At 40.8% G+C, this 16,608-nt stretch carries 10 protein-coding genes; 9 read left to right on the top strand and 1 reads right to left on the bottom strand.

Annotated elements, in window-relative coordinates; genetic code table 11:
- The first annotated feature begins 148 nt into the window (after window positions 1-148).
- The 7 genes from NG821_RS08715 (at window position 149) to NG821_RS08685 (ending at window position 11,686) form a co-directional block, all read left to right on the top strand.
- On the top strand, window positions 149-1,726 hold the full coding sequence (locus NG821_RS08715; RefSeq protein ID WP_252761271.1) for an Mfa1 family fimbria major subunit: 1,578 nt from the start codon (window positions 149-151) through the stop codon (window positions 1,724-1,726).
- 262 nt (window positions 1,727-1,988) lie between these two features.
- A complete protein-coding gene (locus tag NG821_RS08710; protein ID WP_252761270.1) occupies window positions 1,989-2,984 on the top strand; it encodes a FimB/Mfa2 family fimbrial subunit in 996 nt (331 codons plus the stop codon).
- A gap of 12 nt (window positions 2,985-2,996) precedes the next feature.
- A complete protein-coding gene (locus tag NG821_RS08705; RefSeq protein ID WP_252761269.1) occupies window positions 2,997-4,616 on the top strand; it encodes a hypothetical protein in 1,620 nt (539 codons plus the stop codon).
- A 9-nt stretch (window positions 4,617-4,625) separates the two neighbouring features.
- Window positions 4,626-6,740: a fimbrial tip adhesin FimD gene (gene fimD / locus NG821_RS08700; protein ID WP_252761268.1), complete on the top strand. Its 2,115-nt coding sequence runs from the start codon at window positions 4,626-4,628 to the stop codon at window positions 6,738-6,740.
- A 5-nt stretch (window positions 6,741-6,745) separates the two neighbouring features.
- On the top strand, window positions 6,746-8,431 hold the full coding sequence (locus tag NG821_RS08695; protein ID WP_252761267.1) for a hypothetical protein: 1,686 nt from the start codon (window positions 6,746-6,748) through the stop codon (window positions 8,429-8,431).
- 33 nt (window positions 8,432-8,464) lie between these two features.
- Complete coding sequence (locus NG821_RS08690) at window positions 8,465-9,388, top strand: DUF5106 domain-containing protein (protein WP_252761266.1); 924 nt, start codon at window positions 8,465-8,467, stop codon at window positions 9,386-9,388.
- A 678-nt stretch (window positions 9,389-10,066) separates the two neighbouring features.
- On the top strand, window positions 10,067-11,686 hold the full coding sequence (locus NG821_RS08685; protein ID WP_252761265.1) for a DUF6377 domain-containing protein: 1,620 nt from the start codon (window positions 10,067-10,069) through the stop codon (window positions 11,684-11,686).
- 462 nt (window positions 11,687-12,148) lie between these two features.
- Here the strand turns inward: NG821_RS08685 and NG821_RS08680 are convergent, their stop codons facing one another.
- The gene (locus NG821_RS08680) at window positions 12,149-14,725 is read right to left on the bottom strand and encodes a glycoside hydrolase family 88 protein (RefSeq protein WP_252761264.1); all 2,577 of its coding nucleotides are present in this window, start codon (window positions 14,723-14,725) and stop codon (window positions 12,149-12,151) included.
- Window positions 14,726-15,234: 509 nt separating this feature from the next.
- On the opposite strand from NG821_RS08680, the gene NG821_RS08675 reads away from it, so the two are divergent.
- Window positions 15,235-15,816, top strand: coding sequence for a DUF6359 domain-containing protein (locus NG821_RS08675; protein ID WP_252761263.1), 582 nt, complete (start codon window positions 15,235-15,237; stop codon window positions 15,814-15,816).
- Between the two features lie 166 nt (window positions 15,817-15,982).
- A complete protein-coding gene (locus NG821_RS08670) occupies window positions 15,983-16,603 on the top strand; it encodes an RNA polymerase sigma factor (protein ID WP_252761262.1) in 621 nt (206 codons plus the stop codon).
- Window positions 16,604-16,608 lie beyond the last annotated feature (5 nt).

Here is a 16,608-nt window from a genome sequence, read left to right as displayed (position 1 = left end):
ACTTCATTTTTGCTTGCTTTTAACACTCAAAGTTACAAATTTTCCGTGAATTGACCAAATGTTACATCATGTATCTTACTGATAATCAATGAAATAAATGTTAAATCAACTTATTCAGCGGACCCTATTTAATTCTAATTTTTTAAAAATGAAAGTAAGAAAAATTTTAATGTTAGGATTGCTGGCAACGAGTCTATTCGCTTCATGTAGCAGCGATGATTCCACTTCTAACAACGGAGGAGCAGTAGGTGTTAAAGGAAATGCCTATTTGAGCCTGAATATTTCTGGCGCACAAAGTCCGGCTAACACCAGAACGGCAGGTGGTGATAAGACTGATGGGACTAAGGGTGAAAGTAAAATCACAACTTTGTATGTTTATCTGGTTAATCCGGATACCAAAAAAGTTGTTTGGGCAACTTCCATTCCCAATGACCAATTGACTCCTAATGACCAGTCTGGTAGCGCATCATATACCTCTAAACCTATTAAGGTTGAGGTTGACGGAAGCACTATCATCTTCAGCAAACAGTACGATGTATATCTGGTCGCAAATAAGAACATCAATGTTAATGTTGGTGCTACTTGGGATCCAACTAATTTGACTACTGTCCTTTCTACTTCTAAGAGTGGCAGCATCAACGAGTTTGCTACGATCAGCAAGGATAGTACTGATGGTACTTTCGCCATGTTCAATGAAAGCGAGGCTCCCGGTGATGCCAGCGCAAAGGTCGCTATTGAAAACAATAACAACCAAAATAATCCTGCTGTCGTTACAGAACAAGACGGTGGACCTGTCAAACTCGACCGTTTGGTAGCTAAGGTCAGTTCTGCTGCTAGTCCTGACGGTATAAAAATAAATAAGACAGTTCCTAAGGATACCGTTACTCATCAGGATATTATTACTAAAGTGTCTTTTGATGGATTTACTTTGCTGAATGGTGCCAATAAAACCTATTTACAGCAGAATTGGTCCGGTTCCGCAGCACCATACCTCTTCAATACTGTAGATTCCAAGACTCAGACTTTTTATGAGGTCTTTGATGATTTTGCAACTCGTATTCCAGATACGAATGCAGGTGATGCTGCAAAAGTCATCGTAGACATTAAACCGAATATTCCTTTCACAGTAAAGCCTTTCTATTGCTTGGAGAACAATACTGGTCAGACAAATGCAGAGGACTTAGAGGGCAATACAACAGGCGTCATTTACAAGATTCAGGTTGATGATCCTAGTAGTGACAAGGCTGCAGGTGACAATTGCTTCTATGGTTACAACGGTGAATATTTCAACAGTTTGGCAGACATCCAAACCAAGTATCCACATGTTTTTGACGATGCAAAAGGTGCTAATGCTAAAGCTAAACTTGATGCTGCAACTGCAGAGTTGAAAACTGATGTAACGAATAAAACAGTCGGAAACTTCCGTGGACATTATAACATCAAGGTGTATGAAGGTGGCCTTATGTACTATACCTACTACATCTCAGATGAGAATTATTTGAATGTCGGTGGTGCAGATGCTACTGCTAAAGCAAAGCAATTAAGAGCTATTCTGCGTAATACCACTTATGCACTGACTGTGAAGAGTATTTCTCAAATAGGTGATGATGTTCCCGGTGGTTGGAATCCGGATCCTGTTAACCCTATTGACAATAAAGACTATTATATACAGGTTTCTGTATCTGTTAACCCTTGGGTTCTCAGTAATACGGACATCAACTTATAATAAAATGAATCAGAACACCAATTCTCAATTTTAATTCATGTTCGGGCGCTCCCTGATGATGTTAATCTCCCTTTCTATTCGGGGGGCGCCTCTTTTTATTTATCATTCTTTTAGAAGATAATATGGGGAGATAAAAACGGTTATGCCGTTACACTGATAGTGAAAGAGATTAGTCTCTTAAGTGAAGGCACCTTGCATTTTGCATTGCCTTCAGACAGGAGATGACGATATATATATAAGTTTAATACAATAATCAAACGATATGAAACGAGAGGCATTAGGACGTAACTTTATGTTGTGTATCTTGATTGCGACGATGATATTAGGTATGTCATCCTGCATTAAAGATAATCAGGATGATTGTGGGTTGTCCGTACGTTTCCGATATACCTACAACATCAAAGATGCCGATGCCTTTTCGGCAGAGGTAAAGAGTGTTGACCTGTGGGTATTTGGTCAGGATGGCAGACTTGTCGAGATGCGTCAAGAATCAGGTGATCAAATCAAGTCCGATCCGACGATAACTCTAACAGATCTGAAGTCAGGTAAGTATAAGTTAGTATGTTTTGCCCGTGATCAACAGGAACCAGACACCAAGAACTTTGTTCTTCCGGATTTGACTGTAGGGTCATCGACAATCAATGATTTATATGTCAGACTGAACCGTAATGCAGACAATACTTCAAATTCAGAACTGATGGGACTGTATAATGGAACTCTGGATGTTGACTATTCAGGGAATCCTCAAACGGTTACGCTCAGTCTGATGAAGTTGACGAAGAAATTCAGGGTGATTATTATGCCTTACACTGCCGCAGACAGTTTGTCGGCAAATGATTTTTCTGTGATGATAACAGGTTCTGCAGGATGGTTGGATTATAATGGTGAGAAGTACCAGGCAGATTCGGTCCAGTATACGCCTTATAGCATGAAGACTGTCTCTGATTCTGCAATCAACAATACCAAACCGACTTATGGAGTCGTAGCAGATCTGAGTACTTCACGGTTGTTCTATGATGCCAATCCTCGTCTGATCATCAGGAACAAGAAATCAAACAAGGATATCTTGAATATCAATTTGGCCTGGTTCCTTTCTTTGCAGGGAATCGGTGAACACCGTACAGAATGGAGTAATCAGGAATATCTTGACCGCCAAGACTACTATTCGCTGTCATTCTTTGTCCAGGGAGATTCATTCTTGGAAACTAAGGTCATTGTAAATGGCTGGACAGTATCACTGAAGGATATAGACTTATAATTAAATATGATCATGACGAAAAGTCCATTTCAATATTCTGTTAAAATTTTAATCCTTCTACTTGCGATTCTGGGAACAGTCTCGTCATGTAGCAGTTCTGACGATGCGTCGTCGTCAGACGATGGAGGAGGGGATTGGAGTCATAACGTGCTCAAATTGGATTTCTCAGCTATTCAGGCTGTCATGCGCAGCAGCACTCGTGCTGTCGGTGATAGTAGTGACGTAGCCGGTTCTACTGAAGAATCCGATTTCCATACTATCCATGCATGGGTGTTTGACAGTAGTATTCCCGGAGCTAACGCTACTCCTTTGGATTATATCGAGATAGACGATGCTATACGTTATCAAGATAAACAGGGACATCTCTCTACACAGGTAAAAGTTCCTAAGACTGTCAAAAACTGTGACCTGTATATCCTGGCCAATGCCGGAAGCATGGCCAATGCGGGAAGTTTTTCGGATAAGTCTACAAGAGGACAACTTGACAGTCTGGCTTTCGGAACAGGTCCAACTGTATCTGATCTTCCTCAAAAAGGACTTCCGATTTCACGAATTGTCAAGAATATCAGTGTCGCCGAGTTTAAGGATGGCAATGGTACCGTGAAGATTCCATTACTGAGGGCAGTCTCCAAGGTCGATTTCTTCCTGACTAAATCAAAGGGGATGTCTTCTCCTTCTATAACTGGTATTACGTTGGACGGGAATACAATTCCGAATGAGTCCTACGTCTTTCCTATATCTGCTAATTATTCAGCTTCCATTCCAAATCCGAGTTCTGTCAACATCGTCACAGCTAAAGGATATGATGCAGACTCGATCGCTTATCCTGGTATCTCTCCGGAAAAGCCTTTTACCGACATTAAGGAAGTGAATCAACCTTTAAAGCGTGAGAATACAGAAGATGCCCAAACCTATAAGAACTTACTTCTTGACAGTGCCTCTTTGGTTGCCTTGTCTTATCTGAAGGAATCGAACAAGCCTTTGTCTTGTACAATCTATTATAAAAGAAGTAGTTCTTCTGCAATAATGCATCAACATTTTGTGATCAACGGTCAATTATTGAGAGATCATGAATTGCTAGTATATGCTTATTTCAATGGTGATAACCTTAATGCTGATTTGTCTATCCTGCCTTGGACTAATGGAGGGACATATAATTTCAGTGCAAAAGTTGAGACACTACTTGGTCGTGGATCATATAAAACAGACCAGGATAGTATTGTCGCTGTGGCTTATGACAAGGATAATCCGGTTAAATATGCCAATCAATTACAGCTTACCGTGTCTTCTCCTGAGGGTCAGAAGTGGATTCTTCAGACAGATAATCCTGATTTTGGGTTTATAAAGCTGAATGGTAATACTCCTTCCGGTATCACTGATCAATTGACGGGAATTGGAGGTAATCAAGTGATTACTTTCTATTTTGTTCCCAAGCGGGATATTGACCTCACAGATCCCAATCGAAACTATAAAGCTAATCTGTATTTGACCATTCCGGGATATAATGAAGTTAATTCCGGCAAGGTTCCGTTCAATGCAGGTGACAAAAAACTTCCTGGTAGTGAAACAGATATACCATATATAGAAGTTTCAAAGTCTCTGTATAATAAACTGCCTGTTGTAAATCAATAAAATGAGTGAATGATGAAACTGAAAATATTTTCTGGTTTGATACTATCTTTTTGCTTGCTGACAGCGTTGACGTCTTGCACATCAGATATGTTGAGTGAAAATCCCTCAGAAGCTCATGGGCTTAAAGTGGGAGTCAGTATTAATTCCTTGGCTTTCTCTCCTACGAGAGCTTCGAATGAGAAACTTTTGAACGGTACCTTGAATGAGGATAAGATTAAGACGTTGGATATCTATATCTTTGATCAGAGTGGTACCACACAACTTTTATATGATCATTTCGTGAATGTTTCGCTAGACAAAGATCTTCAGTTGAATACGGAACTTGATTGGCGTGATCAATTCAAGAATACTGAACAATATCAGGTCTATGCATTGGCTAACTGTCCACAGGGAGCTTCTGATATCCGTACAGTTGACCAGCTGAAAGCCTTGGTACAAACTGATGCGGATATTTACAAGATGTATGGAGATGGAAGTGAAAAAGATCCGGATGATTTCTCTAAAGACAAAACGTTCTTGATGGATGGTGAGATCCAGAACTGGTCGCCTAAGACTACTACAGGTGAAGACGAGACAATAAAAATCAATTTGAAGCGTGCTGCTTCAAAGATAAAGTTATTCCTCACCCTTTCACCGGAAATGAAAAAGACTTACACTTTATTGCCCAATGCCTGCACTTGGAAATTCGTCAATTATACGGCTAATACTTCAGTTATAGATTCAACCAACGCTACTAAACCTTCGGAACAATCAAGCGGTACCCTTCGGTCTATGCAAGTGAATGCTGATGGGAGTGATTCTGTGACTACTTACACATATACCAATGACTGGAGTAAGCAGCCACTGGAAAATACGCCGTATATTCTAGTCAATTTGCCTGTTCAAGATAAAGCGTCTGGAAAGACATATACTGGAAACTATTATCGTATCCCGTTCCTTCCTACTGCAACAAAGAAAACAGAAAGAAATTTTATCTACAATTCCAATGACACTATATGTACGCTCGGAAGTTCTACGGAATTAACCGATAAGCCTTTCGGACCAGTGAATTATAGTAAGATTCCTTGGGTCGTAGACGATGTGGATATTAATGCTGACTCGGTTAGATATTTGTTGGTCAGTCCTACAAATGTTATCATGCAGAATGTTGATAATGATTCATCTGTACGTTATTATTCTTCTTCCGATATTACCAGTATCAAAATTGATTCCGTGTATTATTATGATAAGGTTGGAGATAAGCAGATGATTAATGCTGATAATTATGGCGATTATGGAATATCTGTGGTTCCATCTTCGAATCTAAGGACGGGAACTATTACGATTCATTCAAATATTCCTGACAATAAGGGAATCCGTTATATTAAATTTACTGTCACTAATGGTGATGGAAAATCTCAGCAGGTTTATGTTAAACAGTATCCGTTGGAATACATCCAATTTATAGATGGTTGGTATTCTACTAGAACATTAGATACTTGGGTAGACTGGATCAGGGATCAGACACCTCATTCTGACAAAAAAATTACTGAAGATAATAATCAAGTATTTTTTGCTAGAGTTTACGATAGTGATCGTATCTATGATATTAATGATAAGAAACAGTATTCAGGAGATTATGTTGCAGTAAAAGGTTCTGTTTTAGATAAGAGTACTAATAATCGTTGTATGTATGTAATAGAGGTAACCAGTACGAGTGATCAATATACGATTTCTCATCCTAAAATGGATGAGGATGGGATTTCAAATGATAATGTGGTTTCTCCTGCGTTTATGATTGCCTCCCAATTAGGTGTGGTCAATCCATTAAATTATAGTAACGAGGGCATGTTGGTTGCTAAACATTGCAAGACTTATCGAGAAGTTGATACAAAAAAGAATAAATATGACGGGTGGAGATTGCCTACACATGAAGAGTTAGATATTATAAAGAAATACCAAGAGGGTGATAATACAGTGATGGATCCTGTTTTAAAAGGAAAGTATTATTATGCTGCCGATGGAAAAACCTATGAAATATTATCCAATGGATCAAATGGTAGAGATCATAATACTTATTATGTCCGCTGTGTACGTGACCTGTCACCTGAAGAGGTGAAGGAACTTGATGAACAAAAGAAATAATAGCTATGAGAAAGAATGATTGGTTATATATAATTTTGAGTGTCTTTCTTTTGACGTTGTCTGCTTGTACAGATGATTCGGGACGTGATCCTGCTACCGTTGGGAAAGAAATTCAAGTTCATTTGAAGGTATCTGTTCCAACATGGATACAAGATACGCGTGCCACCGGAGCAACTGTAGATGAGACGATCAGGGATTTCCAGTTGTTGTGTTTTGATAAGGATGGCTATTTTATTGGGCGGCGTAAAGTGACGTTCTCTAAGTCTCTGGAGAGTGATGGAGACTATGTCTTGTCAGGCACAATACCTTCGACAACTTGTCGTATACATTTTGTGGCAAATGGGAATTTCTCTTCATTTAATGATACTGAGAGTATGGGGGTGTCTGAGAATGTACTTATTCCTTCTTTGAATTCTTCAATGAAAGATTCCCAGATGACTTATTGGGGTTATAAGCGTTTCTCAACATCTGATGAAATGTTTAATTTCTTAAACTCTGGGACTAATACGATATATCTGCTTCGCGATCGTGCTGAAATTACTGTAGATAACGAGACATCGGACATTCAATCGGTTGATTTTGCGGTATGCAACGGTTTAGAGAAGGGGACTATGGCTCCTTTCGATAAAAACCATTTGGATGCTCCGTTTGCTTATAATGACTCGGTCGGCGTGAAGTACGTAACAGAACCTGAGGATCAGTCTAAGTTTCCTACTCCTCAAGATGTTCTTCCAAATACTCCCTCCCAATATGTCTTTGAGGAGCCTAACAGTAGTAGTGATCCTTTAGCTGTTATCCTGAAGGTGACATATAAAGACGGGAGTGTAAAGTATTATAAGATTTTATTGGAAAATGCCGAATTTAATATGCTGCCTATCATTAGAAACCATGAATATAGGATTGTAATCAAAAAATTGGCATTGTCGTTAGGATATGATAGCTTTATTGGAGCTTTGAACGGGGATGCTGCTAACGATCCTTTCTTGTATGTTGATGACATTATTCCCGGTATATCTAACGATAACAGCACGTTGACCATTACAAACGGTACAACTCAGGTGTTTCATGCTAGTGGAGAACAGACCATTGATTTCAAGTATGTTTCGACTCTTGGAAATATTGATACCAGTTCTTTTCAGGTTGGATGGTTGTCTGATAACGGTGTTGCCGACCCTAGCGTTTGCTCTGTCACATCTTATGACGCGACAACAGGGGATGGAAAGGTTACGATCAAACTCAATGATGTGAGCAGTATTGCTCAGTTTGGGACATTGTACCTTAAAGATAAAACAGGTTTGGTGCGTCGAATTCACATCGTATCTATTGATAATTTCTCTTTCGGTGATGATCTTGCAATAGACCCGCCTTCAAATGTCGGTACAGATGCTGGAAGCGAAGTTAAGTTGACTTTCACAGTACCCTCTTATTATCCGGATGCCTTGATGCCTTTGGAGATCAAATTTGCTTCCAATGATTTGAATCCTACTGACAAAAATAATCTAGGTGTCTCTGTCGAATCAACGGCTGATATCAATCAGCCTTGGAACTTCTGGTACACCTTTTATGCAACGGAAAAGAAGACTTATAATTTGATTTTTAAGACAGTAAGGAAGAACAATCCAGGTGATACGGGTGAGTTGTATATCAAGGCTGGTGATTTTGAAACGAAGGAACTGACTTTTACATATTAAGGTTTTTAATCAATTGTCTTAAATTTTTGCTTTTTGGAAAAAGTCGTTATATTGTTTTTGTTTTGTTTGTTGGTCGGTCCTTTTGCTATGTTGGGAAAAGGGCAGGTCTTGACAAAGGAATCTGTGAAGGATAAGGAGACGGGGTTTCCTTATCCTTCAATTCCTGAATCATTGCGTTCTGTTTCTGAACGTACGGATTATTTGCTGGCTCATTATTGGGACAATTATGCGTTTCAGGATACTGCATTGGTTCACCAACCTCAGACTGAACAGGGCTTGGTGAATTTTCTGGATCTGTTGGAACGGATAGATTCGAAGACTGCCACTGCAGCTGTACAACATTTTATGTCTGATACTGAAAAAGCTCCGGATGTATCCCGGAATTATTTCTCTACACAACTCGAACATTATCTTTATGATCCGGAATCTCCGATGCACAATACGGATTTGTATCTTTCTTTCTTACAAAGTTTGATGCATTTTCCTCATCTTTCTGAAACGGATCTGAGCAAATTAAGCTTCCAATTTGATAATGTGAAGAAGAATAAGTGTGGTGATCAGGCTTCAGACTTTGTCTATGAGAATAGAAGTGGAATAAAGCATACCCTCTATGACACGAAAGGGGATTATATCTTGTTGTTCTTCTATGATCCGGACTGTGAAAACTGCCATAGAGCGACCGCAGAATTGAAGAAAATGAGATTGCTGGCTAACCCCAAGATAAAAGTTCTGGCGGTTTACCCTGATGAAGATACTGAAAAGTGGGAGAAAGGCAGAGGGCTGATACCTGATTCCTGGATAGATGCCAGAAGCCCCGGAGGCGAGGTGTTCAAGAAATCCATCTATTTCATTCAAGCGATGCCTACCATTTATTTGCTGGATAAGTCTAAAAATGTGATACTCAAAGATTGTTCACCTGCAAAACTGGATAAGCAACTTCAACAGATCTTCGGTTGACTATAATTTTATAAATTGAGATTAAACTGGAAGAAAATGAGGAACTGTTGGTGTCCTTATTGAAATTCCTCTAAAAATATAAATGAAAGATAGATGAGTATGATCGTGAGAAATAGAAGTAACAGGTCCTAAACACTTTTAGCAATCGAAGATGAGGCTATCAAAGTTTAGAAGGGAGTGGTTAGACGGACATTGATGTTTCCGTCTTTTTGGCGTCTATGAATCTGGTACTCTTAAGGGAAATAATTGTAAATTATTTATAAAAAAAGTTTTTACATATCATCGTCTCGGAAATTATGACTATATTAGTTTTATACTGCTTTAACAAGATATGATTATCCTAGCATATAGGCTATATACCATCCCTATAATGTGAATGTTAAGTTCCAGATTTGTCTTTAAGACCCGTGAAAGAAGAATTGATCGCTGATGCTGGAAGTTCTAAAAAAGGAAAAAAGTTTTGAGTACAGCACAGTCTTTCTATAAGAAATATAATGAACTGATATAGATTAAGAGGTCTTTGCCAACAGCCTCTTGGACGTGAGATTTAAGAATTAAAATTAGAGCATTTTATAATAGAGAGCAGAACAAGATTATTCTTCTGCGCAGGGGGGGAGTTATCTGATAAAATTATAAAAAATCATGAATGCAACTCGGTTTATTGTTATGTTTCTGTTAATGTGCACCTTGTATTTGTATGGTGCACCGGGCAAGTCTGATAAAATCGACTTGGAAGCACATTTCAACCAATTGGATCGGGCTTTGCGTAATCGGAAATTCTATATCTTGAAGAAGAAACAGGACTTGTTCAGTCTTGAGGAGTCCCTTAACGAGTGCACGCTGGATAACGACAGAGGGGTCATCTACAAACGTCTGTATGACGAGTATCTGAAATTTAATACCGATTCCGCTATCGCGTATGCCGACAAATATGAGAAGATCTCTCAGAAACAAGGGGCTCAATCACTGGTTCTGCAGGCCGAATTAGACAAGGCGATGGCTCTGATTTTACATGGATGGTTCCCTGCAGCTGACGATGAACTGCAAAAATGTGGTGCTATAGAGAATTTGCCGCCCCAACTCCAACAGAAATTTGCCATTACAGAAATAGAGTATACTTGGCGAAATAGGCAGCCTGCAGAAATCGACTGGATGAATGCCGGACAAAATGATTCAATGTTGAAGACTTGCTGGAACAAATATGAGAAATATATTCCCGGTTATTTTTGGATCCATGATTATTATGAAGCTTTGATGACCGATCATGATGTAAGTGGCAGACTTTTATACCAGTTGAAGTTTGCCCCTCCTTCATCTATTCAGGCCTCGATGCTTGAATTTGCGTTGGCAAAAACATATAAGACAAAAAATAAACCTGAATTTTGTGATTATTATCTGATTCAGTCTGCCATCAATGATATTCGTAAGGCTAATTGTGACGCGCCTGCCTTGATGTACCTTCTTGAATCTCCCGGTGTCCGATTGAATTTGAAAAGAGCTTATGCTTATGCGATGGCTTGCACTGAAAACTTGGAGTTGTTTGATGCGATGCCCCGCAGTCCGTATATCATCCGTGCACAGACTGCCGCTTCTGAAAATTATAATGCGCGGTTGCAAAACAGGGTGCATGCCCTATCTGTGATCATCATCCTCCTGCTCATTGAGTTTATCATTTTATTCATACAGTTTTATTGTTCTTTTCACCAGAATCGCAGGAAAACGGCTTTGTTGAATAGGTTGCTTGAGTCCAAAGATGAACAGGCGGACTTGATGGAACAAAACTTGGAATCAAGGTTGAAGATTGAAAATATCAACAGACGATTGGAGGAAGCATTGAAAAGACGCAATACCTATTTCATCAATGACTATCTCCTCATCTCAAGGTATATCTCTGAGGAGATGAAATTCAGGAAGAATATTTTCAATTTGTTGGTAGCAGGCAAGGCAAGCATAGCGATTAAGAAATTGGAGAAAAGTTCTAATATAGATGAAAATTTCTCCGATTTCTATCGCCAGTTTGATATTGCTTTCCTCAACCTCCATCCGGATTTTATAAATAAGTTCAATCAGTTTCTGGACTCGGATAAGCAGATTTTTGTATCGGAGCCTGATACCTTGAGCATTGAACTGCGTATTTACGCTCTGATCAGTTTGGGCGTGACCGACAGTATCAGCATTGCCGGTTTTCTGCATTATTCACCGCAGACCATCTATAATTACAGGTCAAAGATCAGGCACAGTTCTTCTCTTCATCAGAAAGATTTCGATGAAATGATTGAGAGAATGTACTATTGTTGATAGGGAAGTTGGTGAATCCTCGTCAGTATATATACCAAAGCAGATTTCTTAGAAAGGGGATCCTTCTCTTGAGAAGAATGGGGAAAGAGAGGACTAACTCGTGACACTTCCGAAGAAGCAACAATACCCATTTACTCCGGAAATGAAGGTACTCACACAACCGAGAAAAACGGACTGGTAGTTTCGAGAAACACAGCCGGCTCTTTCGAGAAACAAGACGCCGACTTTCTCGAGACATAGCGCTGACTTTCTCGAAAGATAGCAGTATGAAAATTATATGAATTAGTCGATTCTTTCTCCGTTTATAAGTGAAAAATATAGGTGCTTTCTTTTAAATCTTTCAGAACAGATCGTCACAGTTGAACAAATCGTGCTGTCCTCATTTATTGGCAAGCACCTGAACCTGATTATCAGTTCTTCGTATTCATTCTTCGTAGAAGTGCCTACCTATAGTAGCCCAAGTCATTCAGACACAGCTTTTGGGGTTGTTTTTTCCATCTCAAGGCTAGCCCAAAGGAAGGGCCCGATGCCTTTGGCATCATTGTCACGGATGGGTTCACTTATGTAATATTTGAAACTCCCGTCCCGCTTGTAATCAGGTTTCTTGACATAAGGTCCCGGACCCGGCCCCAGTCCGCTGCCTGAGCAACACCTTGTGAGTGAAATGGTCTTGTCCGGATTCACTTTGATAAATTGTCTGAGAATACCTTGGTAGGCTTTGACACCTGCTTGCCCTGCACTTTTCGGGAGATAACCTAACCGCGCCCCTTTTAGAAGGACATAAGTGAACATGGAAGATGCCGTTGCTTCCAGATAATTGTCTGGGGAAGTCACATCCATGACATCATACCAAACTCCTGTCTTCTTATCTTGATATTTGATCACTGAATTCATGACCTTGTTGAGCAGGAGTATGACGGAATCACGTCTGGGAAAATTCTGCGGAATCTGATCCAGGCATTCTGTCAATGCCATTGCATACCAACCGAGTGCCCTTGCCCACGTATGCAGACTTTGTCCGTTTTCCTTGTTGGCCCAGAACTGGCTGTGTGTGGCATCCCATGCATGTTTCCATAGTTTGGTCTTCGAATCGTATGTCCGCTTGTCTGTCGTCAGGATCTGATCGATGGCATCTTTGTAAATCTTTGAAGCTTTCTTTGGAGAAAGATACTGGTGAGCATAGGCCGTATAGAAGGGCAGGCCCATGAAAATACCGTCTAGCCATACTTGGTTGGCATAGATCGCTTTGTGCCAGAACACGCCGTTAGCAGTTCGTGGCTGATGTTGCAGTTGCTTGAAAAAAGTCTTGAGTGCTTTGGCATTGCCTTGTCGTGGAAAGAGTTCCTGCATCCGCAGGATGTATTTCGCAGTACGGATGTTGTCAAGATTGAATGTGTTGTAGTCATAACCGATGACCTTGCCTTTTTCATCGATCATCTTTTCCGGATATTCTTTCAGATAATTGATGATCGTGTCTCCACCGTACCGCAGATAGGTATCCAGCATGCCCTCCTGTTCTATGCCCATGACATAACCCCATTTCGGCTTTTTGGAAAAGTCGAGAAGGTAGGGATGGGGTGTCCGCTTCATTTCGGAATAGGTCAGCCATTCACTGCAGTGCTTATAAGGGATTTCAGTGGCATTCAGGATCAGGGAATTGTTGATGTACAACTGGTCAAAATGGATGTTGCCGGTCTTTCCGGTGATCTTTACAGGTTCTACTGTTACCCCATTGAAACGGCAGTTCTTGACATGAATGTTATTGATGTTCACAATGCTGTCAAGTCCGTCAATCAAAATGCCATATTCGCTTTTCTGACAAGTGACATTTTCTACGCTGACATCGCGTACGACAGGCTCAAACCCTCGGTAGCAGTTTTCCTTGGGTTCGTAGTTGAGGTTGATCCTGATGACAGCCTCCTTGCACTGTCCCACTGTAATATTTCTCAAGTTGATATTCTGTATCAGTCCTCCCCGGCAATTATTGGTTTTGATCCTTAATACGCGTTGGAGATTGGGGGAGTTCATCTGACAGTCCTCTGCATATACATTCTCGCATCCGCCTGAGATCTCACTGCCGATGACGATTCCGCCATGTCCGTCAGCCATCTTACAATTCCTGATGATGATGTTCTTGGAAGGTTTTCCCCAGAGACGTCCGTCATTATTGCGCCCGCTCTTGATAGCGATGCAGTCGTCTCCAGTGTGGAAGAAGCAGTTTTGGATGAGGACGTTTTCACATGCCTCAGGATCACAGCCGTCTCCGTTAGGTCCGTCATTGTGTACTTGTACGCCATCTACCGTGATGCCTTTGCTGAGAAGGGGATGGATGACCCAGAAAGGTGAATTGAGGAGTTGGACGTCTTTGATGAGGATCCGTTCGCACTGATTGAAATGTATCAGTTGCGGCCGCAAACCTTGTCCCATCCCGAATCGGCGTTGATTGACTGGTACGTCATTTTCACCCATCTCTTCCAGTCTTGCCCTGGAACCGAGTTTCTGACTCTCTTTGGTAATGCCTTCTTTATAGCCGAATCGAGGAGAACCGTTCCACTGCCACCAAGTTTGATTGTTGCCCCCGCCGTCGATGGTCCCTTGTCCTGTGATCGCTACGTCTGTGACTTGTCTGGCATAGATACAAGGACTGTAATTCCAGCAAGCCAGACCTTCCCATGACGTGAGGACTAAGGGGTACAATTTCGGCTCGAAGGCAAAATGGAGGGTGGCATCCTTCTCGATGACCAGATTGACATGACTCTTGAGTCTGATGGCACCGGTGTTCCATGTTCCTTTAGGGATGATGACCCTACCGCCCCCTTTTGAGGAGATGACGTCTATGGCCTTGTTGATCGCTTTCTGATTGACGGCAGCAGAGGCCTTCGGACTTGCGCCGTAAACAGTCACAGAGAGGCTGCGTGAAGCGATCTCCGGAAGTTGGATCTGACTGACGATCTGTTGGTATTCCTTGTCATTCCATTCCTGCGCCTCAGCACAAAACGGTAATAATACGGCAAATAATAAAATTTTGAGGTATCTCATGATTTAATGGATTGTTTTTAAATAGAATAATTAAGATTAGACGAAATTGTTTCGTATCTGTCGTCGCAAATGGTCCTTGAATTGTTTATCGGTATTGTAGTTTGTATTGATGTGCCTTTATTGAAGACAAAAATACGACTTTTTTTTAACGTTAGGCATTAATAATGAGAAAATTATAACTTTTAAACAAAAAAATTTGGAAATACAAGAGAGATGATTTATATTTGTAATATGTTTTTTAGATTTCGCAGGTTGTAGCGAAATCGCCTTCGGAGGTTGGTGCATCCTGCATCAACCTCCTTTTGGGTTAAAAGGTTTGAGAAATGAAAATTATTTATTATCTTTGTCGGACTAGTACTATAAAAAACAATGTTCATGTGGAGAATGAGACATTGATTCTTTCGGAATGGAATAAGGTGGACTGGTGTCGTATTTGGGCGGCTCAGAGGTAGACTGCTGTTTCTTTTTCTGCTCTTGGGAAGTGAATGACAATTTTAATATGATATTCTATGAAAACACTACACGTTTGGGAATGCTGTTTCTTCAGCATCCTATTGCTATCAGCTTGTGAAAAAACAGATCTTTCTGATGTAAGTCAGTCGGGGGGAGGGTCTTCGACTGAGGTCGACCCTTCGGATTCTACAGACAGCCCCGGTGATTCGGGAGATACGACTGCCGTCATTCCTCAGGACCCTGATGACGGTACTGACCCTGGCTCTGACCCTCCTTCAAAAGACCCTGTCATTTTTCACACGGGTGACACGCTTACCGTCAATGAGTTCCTGGACAATAATGTCAGTTGCGGGGTGTATGTGTCCGGGTATATCGTGGGCTGTGCCTATAAGAAGAAGGTGTACCTCTCACCAAAGGACTTTACAGGAAAAACTTCCGTGCTTTTGGCGGGTAGCCGGAGTGAGACGAGACCGGCCCGGATGATAGCGGTTTATCTCAAAGGGAAGAGTATGAAGAATGACCTTAATCTGATAGACCATCCTGAAAATTATGGAAAGGGCTTGATGTTGTTCGGCTATCGGGGGACGTATCAGGGACTTGTCGGTCTGCTGGACTGCAGTGATTACAGTTTGAAATGAAAAAGGACAGATCTGTTGTCTTGACATTCTGCAGCGTAAAATCCCTGGACTCCTTTAATTCTTTAAAATATCTGTAGGAAATTTGGTCAAAATGAAAAAAAAATCTATATTTGCAGTAGTCAAACACAGATGAAGGACTATCTATTCAAAATCTAAGGTCATATTAATGTCTGAACAAAACCAACCAATACCAAAGCATTTGGAGGACATGAGTGACGAGGAACTGGCTATGTCTTACGTTGCGGGAAATAACAGAGCATTCGATTTGTTGCTTTCGCGTAACCAGTCGAGTCTCTTCTCGTATATCTTGTTTTGGGTGGGTGATCAGAATGTAGCCGATGATGTCTTTCAGGAAACATTCGTCAAGGTTATCCGCAAATTACATGAGGGCAAATATGCTTCTTCCGGAAAATTCGGGGCGTGGTGTATACGTATTGCCCATAATGTGATCATCGACTGGTACCGCAGAAAGAAGACCAGAAAGATCGTAGATACCCTTGAAGGTTATGATTTTCCGGATTATATCGGGGATACGATGGCTCCGGATAATATTGAAAATGATATCATGCACCATCAGGTGATGCATGATATTAAAAATATGATCGAACTTCTTCCTCCTGTCCAGCGCGAGGTCGTATTCTTGCGTTATTATCAGAAACTGACATTCAAGCAGATTTCCGTACTGACGAATGTCAGCATCAATACCAGTCTGGGACGTATGAGATACGCGCTTGTGAACTTGAGGAAGATGGTCAAAGATTATCATCTGGAGTTACAACTGAAGTGACTTTC

Origin of the sequence: Segatella cerevisiae, assembly GCF_024054555.1 — a bacterium.
GTDB lineage: Bacteria > Bacteroidota > Bacteroidia > Bacteroidales > Bacteroidaceae > Prevotella > Prevotella cerevisiae.
This window is presented reverse-complemented; position numbering and strand designations above follow the sequence as displayed.